The sequence below is a fragment of the Paracoccus marinaquae genome, assembly GCF_018860165.1.
In the GTDB taxonomy this organism is placed as follows: domain Bacteria; phylum Pseudomonadota; class Alphaproteobacteria; order Rhodobacterales; family Rhodobacteraceae; genus Paracoccus; species Paracoccus marinaquae.
On sequence record NZ_JAHKNG010000004.1, the window covers coordinates 70897 to 94256 of the forward strand.

At 66.9% G+C, this 23360-nt stretch carries 25 protein-coding genes; 15 read left to right on the forward strand and 10 right to left on the reverse strand.

What is annotated here, in order from left to right:
• The first annotated feature begins 56 nt into the window (after positions 1-56).
• Positions 57-1505, forward strand: coding sequence for an IMP dehydrogenase (guaB, locus tag KNW02_RS03905; protein ID WP_216031962.1), 1449 nt, complete (start codon positions 57-59; stop codon positions 1503-1505).
• A 107-nt stretch (positions 1506-1612) separates the two neighbouring features.
• On the opposite strand, the gene scpA is transcribed toward guaB, so the two are convergent.
• The gene (gene scpA, locus KNW02_RS03910; protein ID WP_216031963.1) at positions 1613-3748 is read right to left on the reverse strand and encodes a methylmalonyl-CoA mutase; all 2136 of its coding nucleotides are present in this window, start codon (positions 3746-3748) and stop codon (positions 1613-1615) included.
• A gap of 57 nt (positions 3749-3805) precedes the next feature.
• Between scpA and KNW02_RS03915 the strand changes: the two genes are divergently transcribed.
• Together KNW02_RS03915 and KNW02_RS03920 are read left to right on the forward strand one after the other, a co-directional pair.
• Entirely contained in the window at positions 3806-4324 is a 519-nt protein-coding gene (locus KNW02_RS03915) for a DUF4174 domain-containing protein (RefSeq protein WP_216031964.1), read from the forward strand.
• A gap of 51 nt (positions 4325-4375) precedes the next feature.
• The gene (locus tag KNW02_RS03920) at positions 4376-4576 is read left to right on the forward strand and encodes a hypothetical protein (protein ID WP_216031965.1); all 201 of its coding nucleotides are present in this window, start codon (positions 4376-4378) and stop codon (positions 4574-4576) included.
• On the opposite strand, the gene KNW02_RS03925 is transcribed toward KNW02_RS03920, so the two are convergent.
• From KNW02_RS03925 to KNW02_RS03955, 7 genes are all read right to left on the reverse strand, one after another.
• Positions 4533-5135: a hypothetical protein gene (locus KNW02_RS03925; protein ID WP_216031966.1), complete on the reverse strand. Its 603-nt coding sequence runs from the start codon at positions 5133-5135 to the stop codon at positions 4533-4535. The genes KNW02_RS03920 and KNW02_RS03925 overlap by 44 nt on opposite strands.
• 133 nt (positions 5136-5268) lie before the next feature.
• Positions 5269-7266: an acetyl-CoA carboxylase biotin carboxylase subunit gene (locus tag KNW02_RS03930; protein WP_216031967.1), complete on the reverse strand. Its 1998-nt coding sequence runs from the start codon at positions 7264-7266 to the stop codon at positions 5269-5271.
• Positions 7267-7372: 106 nt separating this feature from the next.
• Positions 7373-7585, reverse strand: coding sequence for a YMGG-like glycine zipper-containing protein (locus KNW02_RS03935; RefSeq protein ID WP_216031968.1), 213 nt, complete (start codon positions 7583-7585; stop codon positions 7373-7375).
• Positions 7586-7660: 75 nt separating this feature from the next.
• On the reverse strand, positions 7661-7900 hold the full coding sequence (locus KNW02_RS03940; protein ID WP_216031969.1) for a hypothetical protein: 240 nt from the start codon (positions 7898-7900) through the stop codon (positions 7661-7663).
• A gap of 130 nt (positions 7901-8030) precedes the next feature.
• The gene (locus tag KNW02_RS03945; RefSeq protein ID WP_216031970.1) at positions 8031-8441 is read right to left on the reverse strand and encodes a hypothetical protein; all 411 of its coding nucleotides are present in this window, start codon (positions 8439-8441) and stop codon (positions 8031-8033) included.
• Between the two features lie 69 nt (positions 8442-8510).
• Entirely contained in the window at positions 8511-8654 is a 144-nt protein-coding gene (locus tag KNW02_RS03950) for a hypothetical protein (protein WP_216031971.1), read from the reverse strand.
• Positions 8655-8858: 204 nt separating this feature from the next.
• Positions 8859-10391, reverse strand: a complete 1533-nt coding sequence (locus KNW02_RS03955) for an acyl-CoA carboxylase subunit beta (RefSeq protein WP_216031972.1) — start codon at positions 10389-10391, stop codon at positions 8859-8861.
• Positions 10392-10566: 175 nt separating this feature from the next.
• Here KNW02_RS03955 and alr point away from each other — a divergent pair, with 175 nt between their 5' ends.
• The 6 genes from alr to KNW02_RS03985 all read left to right on the forward strand — a co-directional run bounded on the left by alr (position 10567) and on the right by KNW02_RS03985 (position 15684).
• On the forward strand, positions 10567-11595 hold the full coding sequence (gene alr, locus KNW02_RS03960; protein ID WP_216031973.1) for an alanine racemase: 1029 nt from the start codon (positions 10567-10569) through the stop codon (positions 11593-11595).
• On the forward strand, positions 11592-12356 hold the full coding sequence (locus KNW02_RS03965) for an MlaE family ABC transporter permease (protein ID WP_216031974.1): 765 nt from the start codon (positions 11592-11594) through the stop codon (positions 12354-12356). Before alr ends, KNW02_RS03965 begins: the two co-directional genes overlap by 4 nt.
• Positions 12353-13063: an ABC transporter ATP-binding protein gene (locus KNW02_RS03970; RefSeq protein WP_216031975.1), complete on the forward strand. Its 711-nt coding sequence runs from the start codon at positions 12353-12355 to the stop codon at positions 13061-13063. Before KNW02_RS03965 ends, KNW02_RS03970 begins: the two co-directional genes overlap by 4 nt.
• Positions 13064-13188: 125 nt before the next feature.
• Entirely contained in the window at positions 13189-14265 is a 1077-nt protein-coding gene (locus KNW02_RS03975) for a PhoH family protein (protein ID WP_216031976.1), read from the forward strand.
• Positions 14258-14773 (forward strand): rRNA maturation RNase YbeY, encoded by a 516-nt coding sequence (gene ybeY, locus KNW02_RS03980; RefSeq protein WP_216031977.1) that lies wholly within the window; start codon positions 14258-14260, stop codon positions 14771-14773. Before KNW02_RS03975 ends, ybeY begins: the two co-directional genes overlap by 8 nt.
• Positions 14770-15684, forward strand: coding sequence for a hemolysin family protein (locus KNW02_RS03985; protein ID WP_216031978.1), 915 nt, complete (start codon positions 14770-14772; stop codon positions 15682-15684). The genes ybeY and KNW02_RS03985 overlap by 4 nt, the downstream gene beginning before the upstream one ends.
• Positions 15685-15732: 48 nt before the next feature.
• Here KNW02_RS03985 and KNW02_RS03990 read toward each other — a convergent pair whose 3' ends face one another.
• Both KNW02_RS03990 and KNW02_RS03995 read right to left on the reverse strand, forming a co-directional pair.
• On the reverse strand, positions 15733-16674 hold the full coding sequence (locus tag KNW02_RS03990) for an alpha/beta fold hydrolase (RefSeq protein WP_216031979.1): 942 nt from the start codon (positions 16672-16674) through the stop codon (positions 15733-15735).
• Positions 16675-16682: 8 nt separating this feature from the next.
• The gene (locus KNW02_RS03995) at positions 16683-16967 is read right to left on the reverse strand and encodes an SCP2 sterol-binding domain-containing protein (protein ID WP_216031980.1); all 285 of its coding nucleotides are present in this window, start codon (positions 16965-16967) and stop codon (positions 16683-16685) included.
• 190 nt (positions 16968-17157) lie between these two features.
• Here KNW02_RS03995 and KNW02_RS04000 point away from each other — a divergent pair, with 190 nt between their 5' ends.
• The 6 genes from KNW02_RS04000 (at position 17158) to KNW02_RS04025 (ending at position 23360) form a co-directional block, all read left to right on the forward strand.
• Positions 17158-17625, forward strand: coding sequence for a tetratricopeptide repeat protein (locus KNW02_RS04000; RefSeq protein WP_216031981.1), 468 nt, complete (start codon positions 17158-17160; stop codon positions 17623-17625).
• Positions 17626-17635: 10 nt separating this feature from the next.
• Entirely contained in the window at positions 17636-20542 is a 2907-nt protein-coding gene (locus KNW02_RS04005) for a helicase-related protein (RefSeq protein WP_431356739.1), read from the forward strand.
• A complete protein-coding gene (locus KNW02_RS04010; protein WP_348524677.1) occupies positions 20539-20850 on the forward strand; it encodes an RNA-binding S4 domain-containing protein in 312 nt (103 codons plus the stop codon). The genes KNW02_RS04005 and KNW02_RS04010 overlap by 4 nt, the downstream gene beginning before the upstream one ends.
• A 153-nt stretch (positions 20851-21003) precedes the next feature.
• Positions 21004-21342, forward strand: a complete 339-nt coding sequence (gene fdxA / locus KNW02_RS04015; RefSeq protein ID WP_216031983.1) for a ferredoxin FdxA — start codon at positions 21004-21006, stop codon at positions 21340-21342.
• Positions 21343-21697: 355 nt separating this feature from the next.
• A complete protein-coding gene (locus KNW02_RS04020; RefSeq protein ID WP_216031984.1) occupies positions 21698-22207 on the forward strand; it encodes a CarD family transcriptional regulator in 510 nt (169 codons plus the stop codon).
• Between the two features lie 235 nt (positions 22208-22442).
• Complete coding sequence (locus KNW02_RS04025; protein WP_216031985.1) at positions 22443-23360, forward strand: manganese-dependent inorganic pyrophosphatase; 918 nt, start codon at positions 22443-22445, stop codon at positions 23358-23360.

Genomic DNA, 23360 nt, shown 5'->3' on the forward strand with positions numbered 1-23360 from the left:
CGCCCCGCGCGTGAAAGGGGAAACTGCCAAACGAACTTGCCGCAAGGACCCCCGCCATGCAGATTCGTGAGGCTTTGACCTTTGACGATGTTCTTCTGGTTCCCGCCGCCTCGGCGGTGATGCCCTCGACCGCGGATGTGACCACGCATGTCACCCGCACGATCCGGATGAACATTCCGCTGCTGTCCTCGGCCATGGACACCGTTACCGAAAGCCGCATGGCCATCGCCATGGCGCAGGCTGGCGGCATGGGCGTGATCCACCGCAACCTGACCGTCGAGCAGCAGGCCGACGAGGTACGCCGGGTCAAGCGCTTCGAATCCGGCATCGTCTACAAGCCGATCACCCTGCGGCCCGACCAGACCCTCGCGGATGCCAAGGCGCTGCAGGACCGCTATAACGTGACGGGTTTTCCGGTCGTGGATCAGGATGGCCGGGTTCTTGGCATCGTGACCAATCGCGACATGCGTTTCGCCAGCGACGACCGCACCCCGGTCAGGGTGATGATGAGTGCCGACAATCTGGCCATGCTGACCGAACCGGCGGACCGCCAGCAGGCCATCGACCTGATGAAGTCGCGCCGGATCGAGAAACTGCTGGTGACGGATGGCGAGGGCCATCTGACCGGGCTCCTGACGCTGAAGGATACCGAGAAGTCGGTGCTGAACCCCTTTGCCTGCAAGGACGATCTGGGCCGGTTGCGGGTCGCCGCGGCCTCGACCGTGGGCAATGAAGGCTTCGAGCGCAGTCAGGCGCTGATCGAGGCGGGCGTGGACATGGTGGTGATCGACACCGCGCATGGCCATTCCGACAGCGTCGGCATGGCGGTCGAGCGGGTCAAGCAGTTCTCGAACGAGGTGCAGGTGGTTGCCGGCAACGTCGCCACCGCCGAGGCCACCCGCGCGCTGATCGGGGCGGGGGCGGATGCGGTCAAGGTCGGTATCGGGCCGGGCTCGATCTGCACGACGCGGATCGTGGCCGGCGTCGGCGTGCCGCAGCTGACCGCGATCATGGATGCCGCCAGTGCGGCCGGCGACACGCCGGTCATCGCCGATGGCGGCATCAAGTATTCGGGCGATTTCGCCAAGGCGATCGCGGCGGGGGCAAGCTGCGCCATGGTCGGCAGCGCCATCGCCGGCACCGACGAAAGCCCCGGCGAGGTGATCCTGTATCAGGGCCGCAGCTTCAAGAGCTATCGCGGCATGGGCAGCCTCGGGGCGATGGCGCGCGGTTCGGCCGACCGCTATTTCCAGAAGGACGCGGCGACCGACAAGCTGGTGCCCGAGGGGATCGAGGGGCAGGTGCCCTACAAGGGACCGGCCGGCACCGTCATCCACCAGCTGGTCGGGGGGCTGCGGGCGGCGATGGGCTATACCGGCTGCGCCACCATCGAGGAGATGCGCCGGAACTGCCAGTTCGTGCGCATCACCGGCGCGGGGCTGAAGGAAAGCCATGTCCATGACGTGCAGATCACCCGCGAGTCACCGAACTACCGCCTCGGCTGAGGGCTGCATCGCCTGACCTTCCGGCGCGGAGGGTCCTGTTCCCCCAGTGCCCCTACCCGGGGTTACTGCCTGCCGGGCCCGGGCGGCCCCGGCAGGCGTTCTGCAGCCTATGCCGCGCGGCCGGCGCGGATCAGGCGAAGGATGTCGGCGGCGGCGGCGGGGATATTGGTTCCCGGCCCGAAGATCGCCTTTACCCCGGCCTTCTTCAGGTAGTCGTAATCCTGCTGCGGGATGACCCCGCCGCAGATCACCAGGATCTCGCCCGCGCCCTGCGCCTTCAGCGCCTCGATCAGCTTTGGCGCCAGCGTCTTGTGACCGGCGGCCTGCGACGAGATCCCGACCACATGCACGTCATTGTCGACGGCATCCTGCGCCGCCTCTTCCGGGGTCTGGAACAGCGGCCCGACATCGACGTCGAAGCCGATATCGGCGAAGGCGGTGGCGATGACCTTGGCGCCGCGGTCATGGCCGTCCTGACCCATCTTCACGACCAGCATGCGCGGGCGGCGGCCTTCCTCTTCGGCGAAGGTCTCGACATCGCGCTGGATCGCCGCGAAGCCCTCGTCGCCCTCATAGGCGGCGCCATAGACGCCGGCCAGAGTCCTCACCTCGGCGCGGTGACGCCCGAATTCCTTTTCCATGGCCATGCTGATCTCTCCGACGGATGCACGGGCGCGGGCGGCCTCGACGGCGGCGGCCAGCAGATTGCCGCCCTCGCGGGCGCGGCGGGTCACTTCGTCCAGCGCGGCCGAGCAGGCCGCCTCGTCGCGGCTGGCGCGGATGCTTTCCAGCCGGGCGATCTGGCTGTTGCGGACCTTGACGTTGTCGACATCCAGAATGTCGATATGGTCCTCTTTTTCCTTGCGGTACTTGTTGACGCCGACGACCACCTCTTCGCCGCGGTCGATCATCGCCTGCCGCCGGGCCGCAGTTTCCTCGATCCTCAGCTTCGGCATCCCCGAGGCGACGGCCTTGGTCATGCCGCCCATCTCCTCGACCTCCTCGATCAGCGCCCAGGCCCTGTCGGCCAGTTGCGCGGTCAGGCTTTCGATGTAGTAGGACCCGGCCAGCGGGTCGGCGACATGGGTGATGCCGGTTTCCTCCTGCAGGATCAGCTGCGTGTTGCGCGCGATCCGGGCCGAGAAATCGGTCGGCAGGGCGATCGCCTCGTCCAGTGCGTTGGTATGCAGCGACTGCGTGCCGCCAAGCGCCGCCGACATCGCCTCATAGGCGGTGCGGACGACGTTGTTATAGGGATCCTGTTCCTGCAGGGACACGCCCGAGGTCTGGCAATGCGTGCGCAGCATCAGCGACGACGGCTTCTTCGCGCCGAAGTCCTGCATGATCCGGTGCCACAGCAGGCGTGCGGCGCGCAGTTTGGCGATCTCCATGAAGAAGTTCATGCCGATGGCAAAGAAGAAACTCAGCCGGCCGGCGAAGACATCCACATCCATGCCCGAGGCGATGGCCGCGCGCACATATTCGCGCCCGTCGGCCAGCGTATAGGCCAGTTCCTGCACGAGGTTCGCGCCCGCCTCCTGCATGTGATAGCCGGAAATCGAGATCGAGTTGAATTTCGGCATCTCGTTGCTGGTATATTCGATGATGTCGGCGATGATCCGCATCGAGGGGTCGGGCGGATAGATATAGGTGTTCCGCACCATGAACTCTTTCAGGATGTCGTTCTGGATGGTGCCCGACAGGACCGCGCGCGAATGGCCCTGTTCCTCGCCCGCGACGATGAAATTCGCCAGGATCGGGATCACCGCGCCGTTCATGGTCATCGACACCGAAACCTTGTCCAGTGGGATGTCGTCGAACAGGATCTTCATGTCCTCGACCGAATCGATGGCGACGCCCGCCTTGCCGACATCGCCCTCGACCCGGGGATGGTCGCTGTCATAGCCGCGATGGGTGGCCAGATCGAAGGCGACCGAGACGCCCTGCTGGCCGGCGGCCAGGTTGCGGCGGTAAAAGGCGTTCGATTCCTCGGCGGTCGAAAAGCCCGCATATTGCCGGATGGTCCAGGGCCGGCCGGCATACATCGTGGCGCGCGGGCCGCGGGTGAAGGGGGCGATGCCGGGCAGGCTGCCGATATGCTCCAGCCCCTGCGTATCGGCCTCGGTGTAAAGCGGCTTCACCGGAATGCCTTCCAGCGTGTCCCAGGTCAGGCTGTCGGGATCGCGGCCCTTCAGTTCCTTCTCGGCCAGCTTGTGCCAGTCCTGCAGTGTCGGTTTTGTCATGCTGCGTCCTTTCCCCTGCGGCGCCCGGTCCTATATTCTGCTGAGGATGAGGTGCCGATGAAGTTGAAATTCCTGATTTTCGTGATGGCGCTGGCCGCCATGGGGCCGGCGCGCGAAGCGCCTCCGCCCAGCCCGGCCGAGGCCGCGCCATCGGTGCCGATGAGCCCGGAAGACCTGCCCGCCGCCGCCGCGCCCGAGCCCGCGCGGCCCGAACTGGTCGAATATGCCGCCGGCGAGGTCGCGCCGGACGATTTCCTGTGGAAGGCGCGCCCCGTCGTTGTCTTTGCCGAAACGCCTGACGATCCGGCCTTCCGCGAGCAGATGCAGGCGCTGCGCAGCCGGCCCGACATGCTGGTCGAGCGCGACGTGGTGGTGATCGCCGATGCCGATCCGGCGGCGAACAGCGCATGGCGCCGCCAGCTGCATCCGCGCGGATTTTCGCTGGTGATCATGGACAAGGACGGGCAGGTAAAGCTGCGCAAGCCCTTGCCCTGGGACGTGCGCGAGATCAGCCGCGCCATCGACAAGTTCCCGCTGCGCCGGCAGGAAATCGGCAGGGCCGGCGTGACGCCCTGATTGCAATCGCAGCCGTCAGGCCCCATATTGTCGCAGACAAGGGAGACGATCATGGCCGATCCGAAGCGCATCCGCATCACGCGTCCCACCCCCTCGCAGGCCGAGCCGCGCGAGGCGCAGGCCCGTCCCAGCCGTCCACGCATTCTGGACAAGGACCTGCGGGCGGCCCGTTCTGCCCTGATCGAGGAAGCCGAACGTATCATGGGCGTCACACCGATCCTGGGCCGGACGGGGCCGCGCCCGGGTTACTGACATTCGCGGGTGCCGCGCTGCGCCCGGTTCCGTCGATATCCCGCGCGATGGCGATCATCGCATCCTCGCCCAGTTCCAGCGCCTCCAGCCTGAAATTGATATAGTCGCGATACAGGTCAGCCGCGCGTTCGGGGCCGATCCTGTCGATATCCAGCACCCGAAGATCGGCAATCGCCGCGCCGATGACGTTCAACTGGCGGTAATACAGCACGATCGGGTCGATCGTGTCGCGCGGCAGGACGTGGATATCCCCGACAATGGCCCGAAAGATCGCATCGTTCGCTTCGGTCGGGATGGTCGGGAAATAGCCCGGCTTTTCCTCGATCCGCAGGGCAATGGCCTCGCCGTAATGTTCCAGTTCCTCGCGCTGCAGGGCGGCCACATTCGCCCGGATTTCGGCGAACAGCGCCCGCTGGACATCGCGGACCCGGTGCTGGCGCAGCTTGGCATCGCGCCTGCGGTTCTGCAGCGCCACCACCCACCAGCCCACGGCCAGAAACAGCCCGGCGATGACCGCCTGCTGCGCCTGTGGACTGAGATAGGGGTCCAGCGGCGGCATCGGCGCTACCTGCGGATACCGGCGGGCGCGACCGGACGCCGATCGGCGGCGCCGGAGAAAGCCGCGCCCATGCGCCGGCCCGAAACCGCCGGGAACGGCCGGTGCGATGCGGGCGCAGGGGCGACGGGTCGGATCATTCGAACTCCAGGATCACATCGTCCACGGCAAGGCTCTGGCCGGCCTCGGCATTGACGGATTTCACCACGCCCTTCTTCTCGGCGCGCAGGATGTTCTCCATCTTCATCGCCTCGACCGTGGCCAGCGCCTGTCCCTCCTGCACCTCGTCGCCCTGGGCGACGTTGATCTTCACCACCAGACCCGGCATCGGGCAGAGCAGGAATTTCGAGGTGTCGGGGGCGACCTTCTCGGGCATCAGCCGGGCCAGTTCGGCGGCGCGCGGGCGGCGGACATGGACTTTCAGATCGGCGCCGCGGGTGCGCAGGCGATAGCCCGCGGCGATGCGGTCGACCTTCAGCACCAGCGGCGCGCCGTCGACCATCAGCCGGGCCAGCGACTGGCCGGGCCGCCACTGGCTTTCGACGCGCAGGTCGCGGCCCTCGATCAGGACCGTCGCGCCCTCGCGGTCGGCGCGGATCCGCACCGGCAGGTCACGCCCGGCGACGAAGACGACCCAGTTCTCGCCGACATGGCGTTCGTGATTGTCCAGCCGCCCGCTGATCCGGCTGCGGCGGATCTCGGCCACGCGATGCATGGCGGCAGCCGCCGCCGCGATGCGGACCGCCTCGGAGTCGGGCGGGGTGACGCCGGCAAACCCGTCGGGATATTCCTCGGCGATGAAGGCGGTGGTCATCTCACCCGCGACGAATTTCGGGTGATCCATCACCGCCGACAGGAAGGGCAGGTTGTGCCCGATCCCCTCGACCTCGAATTCGTCCAGCGCTACCCGCATCGCCTCGATGGCCTCGCCGCGGCCGGGCGCCCAGGTGCAGAGCTTGGCGATCATCGGGTCGTAGAACATGCTGATCTCGCCGCCCTCATAGACGCCGGTATCGTTCCTGACGACATGGGCCTTGTCCGCGACCTCGGCCGGCGGGCGATAGCGGGTCAGCCGGCCGATCGAGGGCAGGAAGCCGCGATAGGGATCTTCGGCGTAGAGGCGCGACTCGATCGCCCAGCCGTTGATCTTCAGATCGGATTGCTGGAACGGCAGGGCCTCGCCATCGGCCACGCGGATCATCTGTTCGACCAGATCGACGCCGGTGATCAACTCGGTCACCGGATGTTCGACCTGCAGGCGCGTGTTCATTTCGAGGAAGTAGAAGTTCTTCTGGCCGTCGACGATGAACTCGACCGTGCCGGCGCTGGTATAGCCCACTGCCTTGGCAAGCGCGACCGCCTGTTCGCCCATGGCCCTGCGCGTGGCCTCGTCAAGGAAGGGCGAGGGTGCCTCTTCGATGACCTTCTGGTTGCGGCGCTGGATCGAGCATTCGCGCTCGTGCAGATAGACCGCATTGCCGAGGCTGTCGGCCAGCACCTGAATCTCGATATGGCGCGGCTGGGTCACGAATTTCTCGATGAAGATGCGGTCGTCGCCAAAGCTGTTCGCCGCCTCGTTCTTCGAGGATTCAAAGCCCTCGCGCGCCTCCTGCTCGTTCCAGGCGATGCGCATGCCCTTGCCGCCACCGCCGGCGCTGGCCTTGATCATCACCGGATAGCCGATCTGGCCCGAGATCTTCACCGCCTCCTCGGCATCGGCGATCAGACCCATATAGCCCGGAACGGTCGAGACCCCCGCTTCCTGCGCAAGCTTCTTCGAGGTGATCTTGTCGCCCATCGCCTCGATCGCCGTGGCCGGCGGGCCGATGAAGGCCACGCCCGCCTTTTCCAGCGCCTCGGCGAACTTCATGTTCTCGCTGAGAAAGCCATAGCCCGGATGGACCGCCTCGGCCCCGGTCTGGCGGATCGCCTCCATGATCTTGTCGATCACGATATAGGACTGGTTCGCGGGGGGCGGGCCGATATGGACGGCCTCATCGGCCATCTTCACATGCAGCGCGTTGCGGTCGGCGTCGGAATAGACGGCGACCGTCTTGATGCCCATCTTGCGGGCGGTCTTGATGACGCGGCAGGCGATTTCGCCCCGGTTGGCGATCAGGATCTTCTTGAACATGGGCTACCTCCGGTCGGAAGACATGAAAAAACCGCCTGCGGCCGGACGGTCGCAGACGGTCGTGGAAAGATGGCGGCGCGCGCAGGGCGCGCCGGTCAGATCTTGGCTATTCGCACAGGCGCACGTCGTTGCACAGCGCGCCGGCGGCTCCGCCGAGGGCCGCGCCGGCAATGACGTTTTCACCGGCCAGATCGGCAATGACCGCACCGGCGCCCGCACCGATGAGGGCGCGGTCGGTGTCGGTCGGATTGATGTTCTGCGTGCAGCCTGCCAGCGCGGTCGCGCCGAGAACTGCGGCAAGGGCAAATGCCTTGGGCATGGGTCTGATCCTGTTGTTTTCGTGGCAGCTACGCAACGCGCAGCTGCCCGGACTGGTTCAGCGCGGGGCTGTCGCTCAGTAGCGGCGCTGGCAAACGCCGGCGTCGTCGCAAAGCGCGCCGCCCGCAGCACCGAGAGCCGCACCGGCGACCACGTTTTCATCAAGCACTTCGGCGATGACGGCACCGGCGACGGCGCCACCGGCAGCACGCTGGGCGTCGGGCGAGAGGCCGGTCTGGTAGCCGGGGGCGCAGGCCGAGAGGCCGGCTGCAACGAGGGTGACACCAGCAAGGCGGGCGAAAAGTGAAGTCTGCATGTGATCGTGCCTGTATCTTCGGCCCAATTCAGGGCCAGTTGTTGCGAATGCGCAGGCAATATTGCACGAGCCCGACCATAGTCAAACTGACATGGCCGTGACAGCGGGGCGCCAAGCAACAAACCGCCCATCACCGGTCCTCCGCCTCGTCGTCGTCCCAGCCGTCATCCTCCCAGCCGAAATCCGGCTGTCCGTCGGTGGTGAAAAGCTCGGGGAACGAGGCTTCGGCGGCGGCCATGTCAACCTGCAGCAACTGGTCGTAATCGGCCGGATCGAACTCGCCGACCGGCCTGACCTCGCGGCCGATCAGCCAGGACAGGCGCCCGGCATCCAGATTGCCGCGGGCGAAGGGTTCGTCGCCGAAATGCGCGATCAGCGCGGCCAGAAAGCCCGCATCGGCGCGGCGGTCGGCGGGCTTGCGGTCGCGGAACCGCTCGCGCCGGGCGATCGGGGTCGCGCCCTTCTTGCGGTTCTCGCGGCGGATGGTGAACTGGAAATCGGTGCCCGGAAGGCGCCCGGGAAAGCCGCGATGCTTCAGCATGGCACTCGCCCCCCGCAGAGGCTCGGTCCGCGCGGGCGATCATGGCGCCCGCGCGGAGAAGCGGCGGCGTCAGCCGCCGTATTTGCCCTGATAGGTCGGCTCGGTCGTGACCGGATCGATGGGGGCGCTATAGACCTCGACCTCGGGCTGCTGGCGCTGGCAGGCGGCGAAAGCCGCGACCAGCACGAGGCCGAGAATGAGTTTCTTCGACATTGTATCATGCTCCTGTCATGCGGGCGGGAATGCGCCCGGCTGCTCAATTCCGGACCGGCCTCTTGACGGGCCGACCCGGGGGCGATGATAGCCGTCGCCGGCATGTCCAGACAGCCGCCCCGGCGGCGCCGGGACGAATAGCCGCGCCCCTGTGGCGGCGCTGCATCATTCGCGCGAAGGTGCGTCATCATGGAAATCCGCAGCTTACAGGGGGATGTTGTCGTGCTTCTTCCAGGGATTGGACAGCTTCTTGCCGCGCAGGCTGGCGAAGGCGCGGGCCACCCGGCGCCGCGTGCTGCGGGGCTGGATCACCTCGTCGATGAAGCCCTTTTCGGCGGCGACGAAGGGATTGGCAAAGCGGTCCTCATAGTCGCGGGTCCGGGTCGCGATCTTGTCGGTGTCGCCCAATTCGCTGCGATAGAGGATCTCGACCGCACCCTTGGCGCCCATCACCGCGATTTCCGCCGTGGGCCAGGCATAGTTGAAATCGCCGCGCAGATGCTTGGACGCCATGACGTCATAGGCGCCGCCATAGGCCTTGCGGGTGATGACGGTGACCTTCGGCACGGTCGCCTCGCCATAGGCGAACAGCAGTTTCGCGCCGTGCTTGATGACGCCGCCATATTCCTGCCCGGTGCCCGGCAGGAAGCCCGGCACGTCGACGAAGGTCAGGATCGGGATCTCGAAGGCATCGCAGAAGCGCACGAAACGGGCGGCCTTGCGCGAACTGTCGATGTCGAGGCAGCCGGCCAGCACCATCGGCTGGTTGGCGACGACGCCGACGGTCTGGCCCTCGATGCGGATGAAGCCGGTGATGATATTGCCGGCGTAATCCTTCTGAATCTCGTAGAAATCGCCCTCGTCGGCGACCTTCCCGATCAGTTCCTTCATGTTATAGGGCTGGTTCGGGTTGTCGGGAACCAGCGTGTCGAGGCTGTCCTCGATCCGGGCCGGGTCGTCGAAGAAGGGCCGCACCGGCGCCTTGTCGCGGTTGTTCAGCGGCAGGAAGTCGAACAGCCGCCGAATTTCGGACAGGGCCTCGACATCATCCTCGAAGGCGCCATCGGCGACCGAGCTTTTCCTGGTATGGGTGCTTGCCCCGCCAAGCTGTTCGGCGGTCACCACTTCGTTCGTCACGGTCTTCACAACGTCGGGGCCGGTGACGAACATGTAGGACGTGTCCTTCACCATGAAGATGAAATCGGTCATGGCCGGCGAATAGACCGCGCCGCCCGCGCAGGGGCCCATGATGACCGAGATCTGCGGGATCACGCCCGAGGCCATGATGTTGCGCTGGAACACATCGGCATAGCCGGCAAGGCTGGCCACCCCTTCCTGAATCCGCGCGCCGCCCGAATCGTTCAGCCCGATCACCGGGGCGCCGTTCTGCATCGCCATGTCCATGATCTTGCAGATCTTCTGGGCATGGGTTTCCGACAGCGAGCCGCCGAAGACGGTGAAATCCTGCGAAAACACATAGACCATGCGACCGTTGATCGTGCCCCAGCCGGTCACCACGCCGTCGCCATAGGGGCGTTCCGCCTCCATGCCGAAATCGGTGCTGCGATGGGCGACGAACATGTCGAACTCCTCGAAGCTGCCCTCGTCCAGCAGCAGGTCGATCCGTTCGCGGGCGGTCAGCTTGCCGCGCTTGTGCTGGGCGTCGATGCGACGCTGTCCGCCGCCAAGCCGCGCCTCGTCCCGACGACGCTCCAGCTCCTGCAGAATGTCCTTCATGGCAAGCCTCCCGGTAAAGTTGCGGCAAATTAGCTTGAGACGCTGTCACGGAAAAGAAAAATCGGGAAAATTTGCAAACTATGTCGCCGCAATCGCGCGCAAATTGCAAAGCTGCGAAATCATGGCCGGCGCGAGCCCTCTTGACGCCGGGCGGGGCCGGGGGCAAGCCATCCGCATGGGATTGCAGATCGATATCGGGGCCATCGTGGCCAACTGGAAGGCGCTGGCCGCGCAGGCGCCGGGCGCCCGCGCGGCGGCGGTGGTCAAGGCCGATGCCTACGGGCTGGGCGCGCCGCGGGTGGCGCGGGCGCTGTATGATGCAGGCGCGCGGGATTTCTTCGTCGCGCTGGCCGGCGAGGGCAGGGCGCTGCGCCCCCATCTTCCCGAGGATGCGGCGATCTGCGTGCTGTCCGGCCATATGGAGGGCGAGGATCTGGCCGGCCTCGTCCCGGTGCTGAACAGTGCCGAACAGTTCTTCCGCGACCGCACCATGCGCCGGGGCAAGCCCTTCGCGATCCAGCTGGACAGCGGCATGAACCGGCTGGGGATGGAGGCGGCGGAATGGGCCGCGATCCGGGCCGAGGCGCTGGCGGCCGATCGCGGCGCGGGGCCGCGCTTCATCATGTCGCACCTGGCCTGCGCCGACGAGCCGGATGATCCCGCCAATGCCGCGCAACTGGCCGCCTTCCGCGCGATGACCGAGGGCTGCGCGGTGCCGCGGTCGCTGGCCGCGACCGGCGGCATCCTGCTGGGGCCGGATTATCACTTCGATCTGGTGCGGCCGGGCGTGGGCCTTTACGGCGGCCTGCCCTTCGCCGGGGCGCGGCAGGTCGTGCGCCTGTCGCTGCCGGTGATCCAGACGCGCGAGGTAAGGCCCGGCGAATTTGTGGGCTACGGCGCCTCCTGGAGCGCCGAGTCCCCGCGCCGCATCGCCACGGTCGCGGCGGGCTATGCCGACGGCATCCCGCGGGCGCTGTCGTCGAGTGGTGTCTGCCTGTATGCCGATGGCCTGGCTTGTCCCGTCGTCGGCCGCGTGTCGATGGATCTCATCACCGCGGACGTGACCGGGCTGGCCAGCGTTCCGGCGGCACTGGACCTGATCTGTCCTGAGCAGCCCATCGACCGGCTGGCCGGTTTCGCCGGGACCATCGGCTATGAAGTGCTGACCTCGCTGGGGCAGCGCTATGAGCGGACCTATCTGTGAACCCCATCCGGCTGACCGGACGGCTGACCCTGCGGGCGCTGCGTGCCATCGGCGCGGTCAGCCTGTTCACCCTGCGCGGCCTCTTTCGCCTGTCGCCCGTCTATCCGCGCGTCTTCCTGACCCAGCTTGTGCAGATCGGCTGGCTGTCGCTGCCGGTGGTGGGGCTGACGGCGCTGTTCACCGGGGCGGCACTGGCCCTGCAGATCCATTCGGGCGGCGCGAGGTTTCAGGCCGGCGATGTGGTGCCCGCCATCGTCGCCATCGGCATGGTGCGCGAACTGGGGCCGGTTCTTGGCGGGCTGATGGTGGCCGCGCGCGTCGCCAGTTCCATCGCCGCCGAGATCGGCACGATGAAGGTGACCGAGCAGATCGACGCGCTGGTGACGCTGTCGACCGATCCGATGCGCTGGCTGGTCACGCCACGGCTCTGGGCGGCGATGCTGACCGTGCCGGTGCTGGTGGCGGTCGGCGACAGCATCGGCATCATGGGCGGCTGGCTGGTCGGCACGCAGTCGCTGGGGTTCAATTCGACCACCTACCTGTCGAACAGCTGGGCCTATCTGGAACGCTGGGACGTGATTTCGGGGCTGATCAAGGGCGCGGCCTTCGGGCTGATCGTGGCGGTCAGCGGCTGCTGGTTCGGCATGCATGCCGGCCGCGGCGCCGAGGGTGTGGGCCGGGCCACGAAATCCGCCGTGGTCGCCGCCGCCGTCGCCATCCTCGGGGCGAATTTCGTGCTGACCGGGCTGTTCTTCCGATGATCGAGACACGGGGCCTGAGAAAATCCTTCGGGGCGCGGGCGGTGCTGGACGGGATCGATCTGCGGGTCGCGCCGGGCGAAAGCCTGTGCGTGATCGGCCAGTCGGGCATGGGCAAGTCGGTGCTGCTGAAATGCATCCTCGGGCTGGAGCAGCCGGATGCGGGGCAGATCCTCTGGCAGGGACGGCCGCTGGACCATGGCACAAGGCGGGATTTCCTGCGCCATTTCGGCATGCTGTTCCAGGGGGCGGCGCTCTTCGACAGCCTCAGCGTCTGGCAGAATGTCGGCTTCCGCCTGCGCCAGCGCATGCCCGACCGCGAGGCCCGCGCCATCGCCATCGACAAGCTGGCGCGCGTCGGGCTGGGCCCGGAAACCGCCGATCTGATGCCGGCCGAACTGTCGGGCGGCATGGCCAAGCGGGCGGGTCTCGCCCGCGCCATCGCCGACGATCCGGCGGTGATCTTCTTCGACGAGCCGACGACCGGCCTCGATCCGATCCGCGCCCGGCGCATCAACGGGCTGATCCGGGGCATCGTCGACGAGACCGGGGCGACCGCCATCACCATCACCCATGACATGGATTCGGTCAGCGCCATCGGCGACCGGGTGGCGATGCTGCAGGACGGCCATATCACCTGGCAGGGGACGGTGGAGGCGATGCAGGACGCCGTACCGCTTGCCGACTTCCTCGGTCGCGCGCCGATGTGATCCGTCCGCGCCGCGCGAATTCCGCCGCACCGGCATCTGATTGCGGGATAATCCTTGAACATGATCTTGTGCGAATCCTCTCGGATCGCCACCATAGAGGGCAGAGAACCACGCTGGAGAATACTTTGGGCCTGACCCCAACGCCCCCCGACGCGACCCATCCGGGCGAAACCCTGCTGGAATTTCCCGACAACCGGCTGCTGATCGACCTGTGTGGGGCCAATGACCGGCATCTGGCCCGCATCGAGGAGGCGCTTGGCATCCATATCCTGCGGCGCGGCAACCAACTGGCCGTGGTCGGCGGCCCCGAGGCGCAGGCCGAGGCGGCGCAGTTGCTGCGCGGGCTCTATGCCCGGCTGGAACAGGGCCGGCCGGTCAGCATGGCCGAGGTCGAGGCGGCGCTGCGCATGGGCATCGACGCCGATGCCGACACCAGCCCCAGCGGCCAGATCGAGATGTTCGCCGCCGGCAATTACGAGCTGCGCACCCGCAAGAAATCGGTCGAGCCGCGGACCGAGGCACAGAAGGCCTATGTGCGCTCGCTGTTCGAACATGAACTGGCCTTCGGCATCGGCCCGGCCGGCACCGGCAAGACCTATCTCGCCGTCGCCGTGGGCGTCACCATGCTGATCGGCGGGCATGTCGACCGGATCGTTCTGTCGCGCCCTGCCGTCGAGGCGGGCGAGCGTCTGGGCTTTCTGCCCGGCGACATGAAGGAGAAGGTCGATCCCTACATGCAGCCGCTCTATGACGCGCTGAACGACTTTCTGCCCTCGAAGCAGATGCAGAAGCTGATCGAGGAAAAGCGCATCGAGATCGCGCCGCTGGCCTTCATGCGCGGGCGCACGCTGGCCAACAGCTTCGTGGTGCTGGACGAGGCGCAGAACGCCACCCAGATGCAGATGAAGATGTTCCTGACCCGTCTGGGCGAGGGCTCGCGCATGGTCATCACCGGCGACCGCACCCAGATCGACCTGCCGCGCGGCATGCAGTCGGGCCTGTCCGACGCCGAGCGGATCCTGTCGGGCGTCAAGGGCATCAGCTTCAGCTATTTCACCGCCAAGGATGTCGTGCGCCACCCGCTTGTCGCGCGCATCATCGACGCCTATGACGCCGAGGATGCCGCGGCCCTGGCGCGCGGCGAAACCGGGGAGGCGCGCGGTGGATATGTGCCGCGCCGCGCAATGCGAAACGATGCCTGACGAGATATCCGCCGATTGCGTCATCGAGGACGACCGATGGGAGACGGCCGGGCTCGAGGCGCTGGCCCTGCGCGCCGTCACCGCGACGCTCCGCTGGCATCGCATCGGCGGCGAGGTCGTGGTGCTGGGCTGCGATGATGCCCGCATCGCGTCGCTGAACGCCGATTTCCGGGGCAAGCCGCAGCCGACGAACGTGCTGTCCTGGCCCGCGGTCGAGCATGTGCCGCATGACGCCGGCACCCGCCCCGATCTGCCCGACGAGGACGAACTGGGCGATATCGCCATCGCCTACGAGACCTGCGAGGCCGAGGCCCGCGCGCAGGGCAAGCCCGTCGCCGATCATGTGACGCATCTGCTGGTCCATGCCACGCTGCATCTTCTGGGCTATGATCACCTGAACGACGCCGATGCCGAACTGATGGAGGCGACCGAGCGGGCGATCCTTCACGGCCTGCAGATTGCCGATCCCTATCAAGAGCCCGAAACCTGGCAAGAGAAGGTGCGATGAACTCCGAACCCCGATTACCCGAACAGTCCCTTGGCGATGATGCGGCAGCCCCTGCCGACGGCGTCGGCGGGGACGGGCGCGACCTGCCCGGCTCGCGCGGTTTTTTCGGACGTTTCTTCGATGCCCTGACCGGATCGGACGAGAATGGCGGGGACGGGGGCGCCCCGCACGGTCCGGTGGCCCAGCCCGCGCCCGGCATGATCAACCTGCGCCGGCTGCGGGTCGATGACGTGGCCATCCCCAAGGTCGAGATCATCGCCGCGCCGCTGAGCGTGACGCTGGATGATCTGGTCGAGATGTTCCGCGAACACGGCTTCTCGCGCATCCCGGTCTTTCGCGGCACGCTGGACAGCCCGCTGGGCATGATCCACCTGAAGGATCTGGCGCTGAAGCACGGCTTCGGGCAGGGCGGCAAGTTCACCCTGCGGCCGATGCTGCGGCCTGTCCTCTACGTCCCGCCCTCGATGCCGATCGGGGTTCTGCTGCAGCAGATGCAGCAGAAGCGCATGCACATGGCGCTGGTCATCGACGAATATGGCGGGGTCGACGGGCTGGTGACGATCGAGGATCTGATCGAACAGGTGATCGGCCAGATCGAGGACGAACATGACGAGGACGAGGGCGGGCTGTGGGTTCTGGACAAGCCCGGCCAGTGGCTGATCCAGGCCCGCGCGCCGCTGAACGAGGTCGAGGCCGAGACCGGGCTGCGGCTGACCGATGGCGACGACGAGGATGAGGTGGACACGCTTGGCGGGCTGATATTCATGCTGGCCGGACGGGTGCCGTTGCGCGGCGAGGTCATCGCCCATGATTCGGGCGCTGAATTCGAGATCGTCGAGGCCGATCCCCGCCGGATCAAGCGGGTGCGGCTGCGCCTGCCGGGCGTGGCTGGCCCGGGCCGCGCGGCATAGGCAACAACTGATCCGGGCGGGGCAGGGAAGCCCTGAGCTTCGCCCCTCTCAGGCGGCGCTGAACCGGGCCAGCATGGCCTCGAAAAAACTCTCGCGCTGGTCCGCGTCCATCAGCAACTCGTGCCGGCCCTTTCGCAGTTCCAGAAGGTCCGCGCCCGGCCAGTCCGCCGCGCGGGTGCGGATCGCCGGAATCGAGACGATCTTTTCCTCGCTGCCGAACAGAACGGTCATCGGCCGTTCGGGCGAGGGCAGCCGGGCAAGGCGCGAACATTCGTTCAGCGCCTGCGAAACCCAGTGAAAGCTGGCGCCGCCGATGGTCAGGTCGGGCCAACTGGCGGCTTCGCGCAGAAGCCGGGACCATTCATCCGGGTCGGGCGTCAGCAGGTTCGTGCTGAAAGCCTCATCCAGCATGTAGTTGCCGGAGGCCCCGCTGCCCGGCGCCGAGCGTCCGCCATGACCCAGACGGCCGGCCAGATAGGCGATACCCACCGCCACCCCATGGGGCATCCGCCGCAGGTTGATGCCCCACATGGGCGCCGAAAAGACGGCACTGGCCACCGGCAGATCGCCATGCAGCGCGGTCAGGCCGATACAGCCGCCCATCGAATGGGCCAGCAGGTGCCAGGGTCTGGGCAGGCCCAGTTCGGTCGCCGCAACCACCATCTCGACCACGTCGCGCTGGTAATCGGCGAAATCGCCGACATGGCCGGGGCGGCGGTCGGGCTGCAACCGGTCGGACAGGCCCTGTCCGCGCCAGTCGATCGCCAGCACATGATACCCTTCGGCATTCAGGCGCTGCGCGATCGGGGCGTATTTCTCGACATATTCGGTGCGGCCCGGAAACAGCAGGACGCTGCCCTGCGCCGATCCGGCGCTTTCGGGCCACAGGGCAAGTCGCAGGCGGATGCCGTCATCGGCGCTGACCCAGAAGGCGCTGGCCGGGCGGCTGCTGTCGCCCGGCAGCTGATGGAAGGGTGCGGGCTCGCTCACCGTGAGGGTCAGGACAGCGCCTGTCCAAGTTGCATGGCGATCCCCATCGAGCCGTCGATGGTCAGCCTGCCGGTCATGAAGGCGGTCGCGGGGTTCACACTGCCGTCAAGGATGCCCTCGAAGGTTTCGCGATTGGCTTTCAGGGTGACTTCGGCGGCTTCGTCACCGGCGCGCACGCCGTTCTCGTCGATCATCAGCGAGCCCTCGTTCTCGATGACGAATTTCGCCGTCGAGGGAAAGCTGCCGATCTTCTCGCCCAGTTTTTCGACCGCGGCCTTCACAACATCGCTCATCTGCTTCCTTTCATCGCGCTTTGTCTGGCGCCCGCCATGCGGGCTGGGTTACAGGGGAAATATGCGCCCGGACCGTCATCATTTCCACCATGTCCTTGCGGCAACCCGCAGTCGAGTTCTGACGATTTTGTTCATTTTGGCAACAGTTTTCGCGCCCGCAGCGCCGCTGTCGGCACAGGACGCGGTCGACATGGATGCGCTGTTCGCGCAGCTTGCCGATCCCGAGGGCGAGGCATGGCGCATCGCCGAATCGGATATCCTGCGGGAATGGTCGAAATCCGGCTCGGCGGCGATGGATCTGCTGCTGAAACGCGGCGAGGAGGCCCTGGACGAGGGCGATGCCGAAGCGGCCATCGGCCATCTGACCGCGCTGACCGATCATGCCCCCGGTTTCGCCGCCGGCTGGCAGGCCCGTGCCGCGGCCTATGCGACGGCCGGCCAGTACGGGCCGGCGGCGGCCGACCTGGGCCGCACGCTGGAGCTTGAGCCGCGGCATTTCATCGCCCTGACCCAGCTTGGCGCGATGCTGGAGGAAATGGGCGAAACCGACCGCGCGCTGGCCGCCTATCGCCAGAGCCTCGCCATCCATCCCAACCAGCAGGAGGCCATCGACGCGGTCGAGCGTCTGGAACGGGAAGACCGGGGCACCGATATCTGACGCCATGACAGTGCAAGACAGAGGCCGGGTCACCGCCGTTCTGGGGCCCACCAATACCGGCAAGACGCATTACGCCATCGAGCGGATGCTGGCGCACCGCACCGGCGTCATCGGGTTGCCGCTGCGGCTTCTGGCGCGCGAGGTCTATGACCGGATCGTCAAGGCGCGCGGGCCGTCGGTCGTGGCACTGGTCACCGGCGAGGAACGGATCGTGCCCGAGCGGGTGCAATACTGGGTCGCCACCACCGAGGCCATGCCCGAGATCGGCGCCGATTTCGTCGCCATCGACGAGATCCAGCTTTGCGCCGATCCCGAGCGCGGCCATGTCTTCACCGACCGGCTGCTGAACATGCGCGGGCTGCACGAGACGCTGCTGCTCGGCAGCGACACCATGCGCCCGGCCATCGCGGCGCTGGTCCCGGGCGTGCAGTTCCAGCGGCGCGAGCGGTTCAGCACGCTGTCATGGGCCGGCTCGAAGAAACTCAGCCGGATGCCGGCGCGCAGCGCCATCGTCGGCTTCTCGGTCGATGATGTCTATGCCATGGCCGAGCTGATCCGCCGCCAGAAGGGCGGCTGCGCGGTGGTCATGGGGGCGCTCAGCCCCCGCACCCGCAACGCCCAGGTCGCCATGTATCAGGCCGGCGAGGTGGATTACCTGGTCGCCACCGATGCCATCGGCATGGGGCTGAACCTCGATATCCGTCACGTCGCCTTCTCGGCCACCCACAAGTTCGACGGCCGCCGGGTGCGACCGCTGTTCCCGCACGAACTGGGCCAGATCGCCGGCCGGGCAGGGCGGCACACGGAACCCGGCACCTTCGGGGTCACCGGCGAGGCGCGGGTGCTGGAGGACGGGCTGGTCGAGGCGATCGAGAACCACCGGTTCCAGCCGATCAGCCGGCTGGTCTGGCGCAACGCGGCGCTGGAATTCGGCACGGTGGACCGGCTGGTGAAGTCGCTGGAATCCGCCTCGGGCCATGAATGGCTGTCACGCGGGCGCGAGGCCGATGACCTGCACGCGCTGAAAGCCCTGGGCGAGATGCCCGAGATCCGCGACCGCGTGCAGGGCGGCCGCGATGTGCGGCTGTTGTGGGATGTCTGCCGGGTGCCGGATTTCCGCGGCATCTCGCCCACCGAACATACCGGCCTTCTGGCCCGCATCTTCGGCTTTCTGCAGGAGGGCGCGATCCCCTCGGACTGGCTGGAACGCGCGGTCAGGCGGATCGACCGGACCCATGGCGACATTGATGCGTTGTCCAAGCGATTGGCTTATATCCGCACATGGACCTATGTCGCGCAGCGCAGCGGCTGGGTTCAGGACGAAAGCCATTGGCGCGGCGAGACTCGCGCTGTAGAAGACCGCCTGTCAGATGCGCTGCATGCGGCGCTGACCCAGAGATTTGTGGACCGGCGCACCTCGGTGTTGCTGCGCCGGCTCAAGCAGAAGGAGAGCCTTGTGGCCGAAGTGAATGACAAGGGCGATGTGACGGTCGAGGGCGAATTCGCCGGCCGGCTGGAGGGATTCCGCTTCCGCCCGGATCAGACAGCCACCGCGGATGAGGCGAAGATGCTGAACCGCGCCAGCTATGAGGCGCTGAAGCCAGAGTTCCACCTGCGCGCGGACCGCTTCTACAACGCCCCCGATACCGAGCTTGATTTCACCGAGCAGGGCGGCCTGATGTGGGGCAACTCGGCCGTGGGCAAGCTGGTCAGGGGCGCGGATGCGCTGCATCCCGGCATTCAGGTCTTCGTCGATGAGGACGCCGGCCCCGAGATCGCCGAGAAGGTCCAGCGCCGGTTGCAGCATTTCATCGACCGCAAGGTCGCGGCTCTGTTCGAGCCGCTGCTGGCGCTGCAGAGGGACGAGGCGCTGGTCGGTCTGGCGCGCGGATTTGCCTTCCGGCTGGTCGAGGCCTTCGGCGTGCTGCCGCGCGAGGGCGTGGCCGCCGAGGTGAAGGAGCTGGATCAGGAATCGCGCGGGCTCTTGCGCAAGCATGGCGTCCGCTTCGGTCAGTTCACCATCTTCATGCCGGCGCTGCTGAAGCCCGCGCCGACCCGGCTGCGGCTGGTGCTGTGGTCGCTGGCCGCGGGTCTGGACGAATTCCCCGAAAGCCCGCCGCCGGGGTTGGTGACCATCCCGCATATCCCCGAGGTGCCGGACGGGTATTATACGCTGTCGGGCTATCGCCCCGCCGGCGAGCGGGCGATCCGCATCGACATGCTGGAACGGCTGGCCGATCTGGTGCGCACGCAGGACACGCGCAGCGGCTTCGAGGCCAATCCCGACATGCTGTCAATCACCGGCATGACGCTGGAACAGTTCGCCGGGCTGATGCAGGGCCTCGGCTACGCGGCCGAGCGCGGCGAGCGTGCCAAGGTCAAGGCGGCCGAGCCGCCGGCGCCCCAGCCCGCACCCGAAGGCGAGGCGTCGGATGCGCCGATGACCGAAGAGGAAAGCGTCCTTGCCGCCGAGACGCGGGCGAAATGGGAGGCCGAGCAGGCCGAGAAGCGCCGCGCCGAGGCCGAGGCCGCCGGCGAGACCGACGAGGTGCCCGCCGAGGGCGAGGCCGCGCCCGAGATGGAAGTCTTCTATACCTTCCGCTGGGCGCCGAAGCCGCGCGGCAACCGCCGTCCGCAGGGTGAGGGACAGGGGCAGGGGCGGCGCGGACCGCGCCGCGAGGGCGCCGCGCAAGAGGGCCGCGCCGAAGGCGGCAAGCCGGGCCGCGAGGCGCGTGAGCGTGAGGGTGGACGTGAGGGCGGAAAACCCCGCGATGGCGGCAAGCCACGCGGCAAGGGTGGCCCGAAGAAGGGCGGCAAGCCGCAGCAGGTCCCCAAGACCTTCTCGTCGCGCCCCGAGAAGAAGGCCGACCCGGACAGCCCCTTCGCGGTGCTGGCGGCGCTTAAAGACAAGAAGTGAGCGCGGTGGCCGAGGCCGCCGGGCTGAGGCTGGACAAATGGCTGTTCCATGCGCGCCTGTTCAGGTCGCGCGGGCTGGCCGCCGAACGCATCGAGGGCGGCGGCATCCGCCTGAACGGCCAGCCCTGCCGCAAGCCCGGCCGGGCGGTGAAGCCCGGAGATCTGCTGGTCGTGTCCGCCTTTGGCCGGGTCCGCAGCCTCGAAATCCTGGCCCTCGGGACGCGGCGGGGGCCCGCTGTCGAAGCCCAGGCCCTCTATCGCGAACTGGGTGAAGACGCGCGGTCGGAGACATGCCCGAGCGGCGGGTGACGGCGGACCGCTATTCGCCGCATTCCGGTCTGGCGGGAACCGGTGTTCTCCTTCCGTCCCCGGCGTCGAGATGCCGGTCTTTTCCGCAGCCGCGGCCTTGAATGATCGCCGCGCCGGGCGTAACTGTCGCGGCGGATTGAAGTGGAGCGCGCCATGACCTATGTCGTCACCGATAATTGCATCATGTGCAAATATACCGACTGCGTCGAGGTCTGCCCGGTGGATTGCTTCTACGAGGGCGAAAACACGCTGGTCATCCATCCCGATGAATGCATCGATTGCGGGGTCTGCGAGCCGGAATGCCCGGCCGACGCGATCCGCCCGGATACCGAACCCGACATGGAACCCTGGGTCGAGTTCAACCGCAAATACTCCGAGCAATGGCCGGTCATCACCCAGAAGAAGGACCCGCTGCCGACAGCCGAAGAGATGGACGGCGTCACTGGCAAGCTGGAGAAATACTTCTCGGAAGCGCCCGGCGAAGGCGACTGAACGGGTTTTGAGCCGGCCCGGGACCCGCCTTCGGGCAGGGTGATTCGCCCCTATTGTTACCCAAGCGTCACGAACTGGCGGCGTTAATGTCTTGACCGTTCAGTCAAAAACCGCTTGACCCAGCCCGATCCGGGCGGGAATCACGGCGCTTTTTCTGGCGCTTTATTTATGCTATGTTCAATTTCTCTTCGCATCTGATGGGAGTCAGAGGCCCGTTGGTTGTGCGCCGTAATTTTGGCCCCGTGCTATCTGCCAGGCACGCGGAAAATACGAAAGATCAAGATGGACCGAAGGTGGCTGCCGCCGCTTGCGGTCTTTTGTGCCCTTGAAATGGCACCACCTAGAGGAAGCACGTATGTCCAAGACCAAGAAGAACGAATTCCGCCCCGATGATTTCGTCGTCTATCCGGCTCATGGCGTGGGCCGGATCGTCTCGATCGAAGAGCAGGAGGTCGCGGGGCTGCGGCTGGAGATGTTTGTCATCTCCTTCGAAAAGGACAAGATGACCCTGCGCGTGCCGACCGCGCGCGCCACCGAGATCGGCATGCGTGGCCTGTCCACCCCGGACCTGATCGCGCGGGCGCTGGATACGCTGAAGGGCAAGGCCCGGATCAAGCGCGCCATGTGGTCGCGGCGGGCGCAGGAATATGACCAGAAGATCAACTCGGGCGACCTGATGTCGATCGCCGAGGTGGTGCGTGACCTGCACCGCAACGACGATCAGCGCGAGCAATCCTATTCCGAACGTCAGCTGTACGAGGCGGCGCTGGATCGCCTGACCCGCGAGGTTGCGGCCGTCAGCGGTGTGGACGAGGGCGCGGCCCAGAAGCGCGTCGAAGAGGTGCTGCTGTCGCGCGCGGCCTGATTCGTTCACTGCATTGCATCGGGGCGTCCCAATGGGGCGCCCTTTTTCGTGGCGGATCGCCTGACCCGTCAGGCTGGCTGCGCGGCCGTCGGGGACCACAGCAGACGCCGCCTCCAGATCATCAGGGCCGTTCCGATCAGCGTCGTCGATGAAGCCGGGCGCCGCCGCCCGCGTGGACATCACCCGTTGCCCCGCCTATAAGGCGCGCGACTTCAAACCCTTCCAGAGGCGCATCATGATCAAGGTTTTCGGCCACACCGCCCCCGATACGGATTCAACCGGCTCGCCCATCATCTGGGCCTGGTATCTGAACGAGGTTCGCAAGACCCCGGCCAGGGCGGTGCTGCAGGGCGAGCCGAATACCGAGGCCGCCTGGATGCTGACCCGCTGGAACCTCGACAAGCCCGAGATCATCGCGGACGTGGCCGCAGGCGAGCAATGCGTGATCGTGGACACCAACAACCCGGCCGAACTGCCTGCCTCGATCAACGAGGCCGAGGTGCTCGAGATCATCGACCACCACATGCTGGCGGGTGGCATCAAGACCCGTCTGCCGATCAACATCACCGTGCGCCCGCTGGCCTGCACCGCGACGATCATGCACGACCTGATCGGCGACGACCTCGTCGCCGCGCCCGAGGCCGTCAAGGGCGCCATGCTGACCTGCATCCTGTCGGACACGCTGGAATTCCGCAGCCCGACCACAACCCCGCATGACCGCGCCGTGGCCGAGAAGCTGGCCGCCGATCTGGGCGTGAATGTCAGCGAATACGCGGCCGAGATGTTCGCCGCGAAATCCGATGTCAGCGCCTTCTCGGACGAGGCGCTGCTGAAGATGGACAGCAAGGAATACGAGCTGGGCGGCAAGCAGCTGCGCATCTCGGTGCTGGAGACGACGGCGCCGCAGGTGCTGCTGGACCGCAAGGATGCGCTGATGGCCGCCATGCCGGGCGTCGCCGCGGCCGATGGCGCCGATGAGGTGCTGCTGTTCGTCATCGACATCCTGAACGAAGAGGCGACGCTTCTGGTGCCCAACGACTTCGTCAAGCAGGTGGCCGAGCAGAGCTTTGGTGCCTCGGTCAGCGGCGATACCGTCGTGCTGCCGGGCATCATGAGCCGCAAGAAGCAGATCATCCCGGCGCTGGCTGTCTGA